Raw genomic sequence first — 4,644 nt, 5'->3', positions numbered from 1 at the left:
CCAGCCATAGCCACCACGCTTGCTGCGCTGGCTGCTATACCGTCAATGACAGCTATTATTTTGGCCTTGTGTGACTTAAGTTGGGTATAAATAGCCTGCGCGGCAAATATATCTCCACCTATTGAATTGATTCTAACTGTTATCCTCTTTATGTCACCTAATGCCTTCAGATCGTCGTAAAACTGACGAGGAGTCGTTATATTGCCTTCTTCATCCAGCCAAAGCCCGTTATCAGAATATATTTCTCCATACAGGATAATTTCTGCTTCATCTTCGTTCACATTCCTTATTTGCCAGAATTTATTCACTTTTTCACCTCCCTACTGTGGCTGTGTAGGAACACCAGCAGCCTTCATGCGTTCAATTTCCCGCTGTAATTGATCTATATTTCTATCAAAGTCGCTGCCAATGAGCTCAATCGATTCCCTTTCCCTTGTGGAAAAGCCGTTTTGCACGCGCATTTGAGCCGCTTGGACTTCTTTGACCGGGTCTACCTGCCCAGGTGCAGGTCCATGCCATTCGGCTCTTGCCCACGCTTTCGTTATGATCGGATCACTAAAGAACCCAGGAGCATCGATGCGTCCTATAGATACCGCTTCTCTAAGCCATACTTCATAAATTGGCTGACAGAAGTCATTGGCAAACCAGGTCCGACGCATCCTGAAAGCCTTCCAAGCCTCAAGAAGCGCTGCCCTGCTTGCGGAATAACTCGCTGTAAAGTTTTTTAATAGGAGCTCGTACGGTATTTCAAGCGCAGCACCAACATGTTTGGCAAGTGCCGTTGTAAAAGACTCAAAATTAGAAGATGGTCTTTTAGGATCTGCAGCAGCGATGTCATAGCCGGGGGGCAGAGTGTTGATCGTCCCTGCGCCGAGTTCGAAATCTGCAGGGTCAATGCTGATCTTTTCCTTCGCCCCCACGGCCTCGGCAAGTGGAAAATCTCCTATGGCCCCACCTCCCTCTTTAATAAAAATTGTAAAAAACCCCATTACGATTGCGGCCATAAGTTCCGCTTCCGTATATCGTTTTATTTGCTTCAATTCCTCTATAATGGGAGAAAGGAAAGGCACTCCACGATATTGCTCACATCTTTCCGGCACCATCACTTGAAGAATATTTGGAATGCCTGTCCTTTTCCCAAAAGCCTCAATGCGAGTCCATTCCCACGTGGCCATCGGGTTTGCCGGGTCATTCAGATAGGCATTTGAAACCCAATACGCCACGACTTTCCCAGCTTTATCTATCTCTACGCCGTTAATAATCCTGTTGCCCGTTTCTGAGCTAAAACCGATAGGACCGTATGTATACGACACCGCATTTGTGTTAAACATTGGTGTGCTGATCCTATCGCCCTCGATTGTATGGATACGCAAAGAATACGGGAAATATGGTGTTGGGTCTTCAAATTTGAGTAACGCCCAACCATCACCATTCAACAATGAAGACATAAATATAAGCGACTGAATTTCATAGAAATTATTCATGCGCGTGGCATCGCAAAATAATCCGTCTGCCCACAATGCAAACTCTCGTTCTGTTTTTTTCTCCCATTTATCTGCTTCGTCGATGGATATGCCAAGCACCTCGTAGTCAATGCGTGCTTTCAGCTTCAATCCAGCTCCTATTACGTTCGTCCTTGACGTGTTTATAGCCGATCTTGCCAGCCCGCTACTCATAAAAAGATCTCTAGATCGCTGGCGCAATGTATCAAGATTCATATCTATGTCAGCTTGCGGGCTGCTTGACCATGCTTGCCATCCCTTCATCGAGCGTTTGTACGTTGATGCGCCTGAGGTGGAATATCCTGCATTCTTTATTGTCGAAAGTGTCTGTCTTGCTATTTCCCGCTTGGCCGCATGAACAGGGCTTATAACTGATAGCAACTTATCGATTATGCCCATCATATATCCCTCAATACTATTCTTTTGGCGCTTCTTCCGGCATTACGCTCAACTATTTCTATTTGAGCTTCAAGCTCCTTGATTGCTTGCCTTATCTGCGCTAGATCTGCTCGCTGCAGCGTCCTTGTGCCGATCCTGTATGATTGACCCGACAAAACCGCAGCCTCGGCTTCATAGTAAAGCTCTAGCCTTGCCTTTAATCTTTCCAATGTGTCACCCATATCGTCATACCTCCAGCCCTCTCTTCACGACGCCGTATCGCTTCTTTTTCTGCTGACTATAGCTCTGCGGTGTCGCATTTGCCTTCCCGATATTACCCTTAATACGTTCTTCTATTGCGTGAAAGTCTGGATTTAACAATTTAAGTGCGGCCAAATTATATACTCTCAAATCAAGCGGTTCGTTTCTCTTATCTTTTGCTATATTTTCCCAAACGACCACTGTTCTGCCCTTTTGCTTCCTGATGACCTTTTTTTCAGAGATAAGACCTGTAAAATAGTTAAAATCATAACCACGATCTTCGTTTAGTGGGAAATGGCAATATTTCGGTCCTGGTCTTTCTATTTTTAGCCTTTGCATGATCATTGTTTTCGCAGAGTCAACGCCTATCAGCACTAAAGGCAACCTGTATTTGTTATTTCTGGATATCTTGTAGATAACCGGCATTCCAGAACCACCCATACCGCGTATAGGGAATACAGCACTCGATATTCGTTGAAGGCAATATTTATAAACTTCTTCCGTAAAGTGCCCGCCTGAATCAACAGTTGCACATGATATCATCATGCCCGTTCCATCGGGTCTGACCCATTCTTTTTTGAGCAAGTCATCTATTCTCATCCATGTGCCTTGATCGTCCGGTCTTCCCCAGACAATCCCTTTTTCTATGCCCCAAGACTCCTCATCTTTGCCCCAACCCATAACTTCATATTCAAGCCTGTCATCTTGTGTGTCGACAGCGAGTGTAAGGACCAAGACGTCATTCGGTACTTCGGCATCATAATGTTCCCGTCTGTCGAGCAAGATGGTTTCGTCTTCTATCTCCCCACGTTCTTCCCATGTCTCACCCAAAACAGTATTGACAAAGACTTTGTAAAGTTCGGGGTCGTCTTTAACCTCAAGAAACTCCTGTACTATCTTTTCCCACGATGACCATGGCGATACAAAGGCATTGAGCTTAAAACTTCTTATCTTACGTTTGATTGCCCCTGGATTATCTGCAATCCATTTAGCCGGTTGTTTTTTCATTGTGAATTCATCGAATTCTTTGGTGCACGTAGGGCAACGCCATTTAACGTCATTTATCACGTAAATCGTCTTGTTGCGATTTTCTTTTTTGTCATATTTAAATACTATGTCTCTCATGATGATGAAGTGATAATTGTCGCAGTTAGGGCACTGCACGCACCATCTCTCTTGAGTGCCAAGTTCATATTCGAGCTCTATCCTAGACGCTCCTTTAATAGTCGGGGTTGAAGTATAAACGTGTTTCCTGTTCCAAAATGTCATAGTCCTGCGCTCTGCGAGGGCTATCGGATCACCTTCACTGCCAGCGCTTGCAGGATATCTGTCAACTTCGTCGCAAAGAAGTATCCTGATCGGCCTGCTTGCTAACCCTGCAGGGCTGTTGGCTCCGCCTATAGCCAAAAACCCGCCAGGGAATACTTTCATAAGAATCGTGTTATTGATATCGCGCGTCTTGGAATCCGAAACTTTTAACTTCAGCCTTTCTGTCGCCGAAAGCATAGTAGATATACGCCTCTTTGAGAAATCCTGAGCAGTTTCAAGCGTAGGTTGGACTAATAAAATAGGCCCAGGGTCTACGTCTATGTAATAGCCCATGATGTTCAATAGCACTTCGGACTTGCCAATTTGGCTGGACGTCATGGCGACTACTTTTTCGATATTTGGATTTACAACGGCATCCATAATCTCACGCTGGTATGGTGCCCTGTCCGTTCTCCATTGGCCTGGTTCTGCAGACGATTCAGGTGCAAGTCTTCTGTATTGGTCTGCCCATTGGCTTACTGTCAGTTTAGGTGGCGGTGCTACCGCTTTCGCTATCTTCGAGAACAGATCCGTCGTCGCTTTCGTCGTCGCCATTGTCTTCACCACCTTCGGCAAACAAGCATGGGGAATAATCGCTAAGTTCAGTTAATGCTTCGTTTATTTCCAGAGCCAGCGCTTCGTTAACTTCTGCAATGCTCTTGAGTCCGATAATTTTAGGCGAGACTTTTTGCGGCAACGCCAATAACCTGTTCTTAAAGGTCGTAAGCATGTCTGTCATCACAAGTTCAATAGTTGTGGCATCATGCATCTGGTTCTTTAGCTTTGCTAGCTGCAGTTCTGCCATTTCTCTCTTGGCAGCTTCATGTTTTGCCTTCTCTTCCCAATATATTGATTTTGATTCCTGTTCTTCCGGATCCTTTTTGCCACTTCGCAAAAACTCAATATATCTGTTAACGTTTTGTTCAAGGGGCCAGCGTCCCGGAGCTCGCTTTTCAAGAACCCCCTCTTTAGCCAATTGGTTCACGTATCTGCTTGTGACGCCAAATAATTTTGCTAAAACGTTTGTATTCACAACAACGCCTGATACGTCTGTTTTAACAGCCATACATATCACACCTACTTATCACATGTCTCTGCAATAAAAAACGCCAACGCAACTATTTATCACGTTGGCGTGAAGGAACCCCAGAAAAAAATTATTTGTACCTAGGCAAAAATCGGGGCTCGCCAGCTT

5 protein-coding genes are annotated in these 4,644 nt (G+C 45.0%); all 5 read right to left on the bottom strand.

The window, feature by feature from the left end; genetic code table 11:
* The coding region (locus LHW48_02660) for an ATP-dependent Clp protease proteolytic subunit (protein ID MCB5259361.1) at positions 1 to 308 on the bottom strand (308 nt) is incomplete at its 3' end.
* 12 nt (positions 309 to 320) lie between these two features.
* The gene (locus tag LHW48_02655; protein ID MCB5259360.1) at positions 321 to 1,904 is read right to left on the bottom strand and encodes a phage portal protein; all 1,584 of its coding nucleotides are present in this window, start codon (positions 1,902 to 1,904) and stop codon (positions 321 to 323) included.
* Entirely contained in the window at positions 1,901 to 2,122 is a 222-nt protein-coding gene (locus LHW48_02650) for a DUF6148 family protein (GenBank protein MCB5259359.1), read from the bottom strand. The genes LHW48_02655 and LHW48_02650 overlap by 4 nt, the downstream gene beginning before the upstream one ends.
* A 4-nt stretch (positions 2,123 to 2,126) precedes the next feature.
* On the bottom strand, positions 2,127 to 4,004 hold the full coding sequence (locus tag LHW48_02645) for a phage terminase large subunit family protein (GenBank protein MCB5259358.1): 1,878 nt from the start codon (positions 4,002 to 4,004) through the stop codon (positions 2,127 to 2,129).
* The gene (locus LHW48_02640) at positions 3,937 to 4,515 is read right to left on the bottom strand and encodes a hypothetical protein (protein MCB5259357.1); all 579 of its coding nucleotides are present in this window, start codon (positions 4,513 to 4,515) and stop codon (positions 3,937 to 3,939) included. Before LHW48_02640 ends, LHW48_02645 begins: the two co-directional genes overlap by 68 nt.
* Positions 4,516 to 4,644: the final 129 nt, after the last annotated feature.

The sequence above is a fragment of the Candidatus Cloacimonadota bacterium genome, from assembly GCA_020532355.1.
GTDB lineage: Bacteria > Cloacimonadota > Cloacimonadia > Cloacimonadales > Cloacimonadaceae > UBA5456.
Note: the sequence above shows the minus strand (reverse complement) of the source record. Positions and strands in the feature narration are given on the sequence as shown.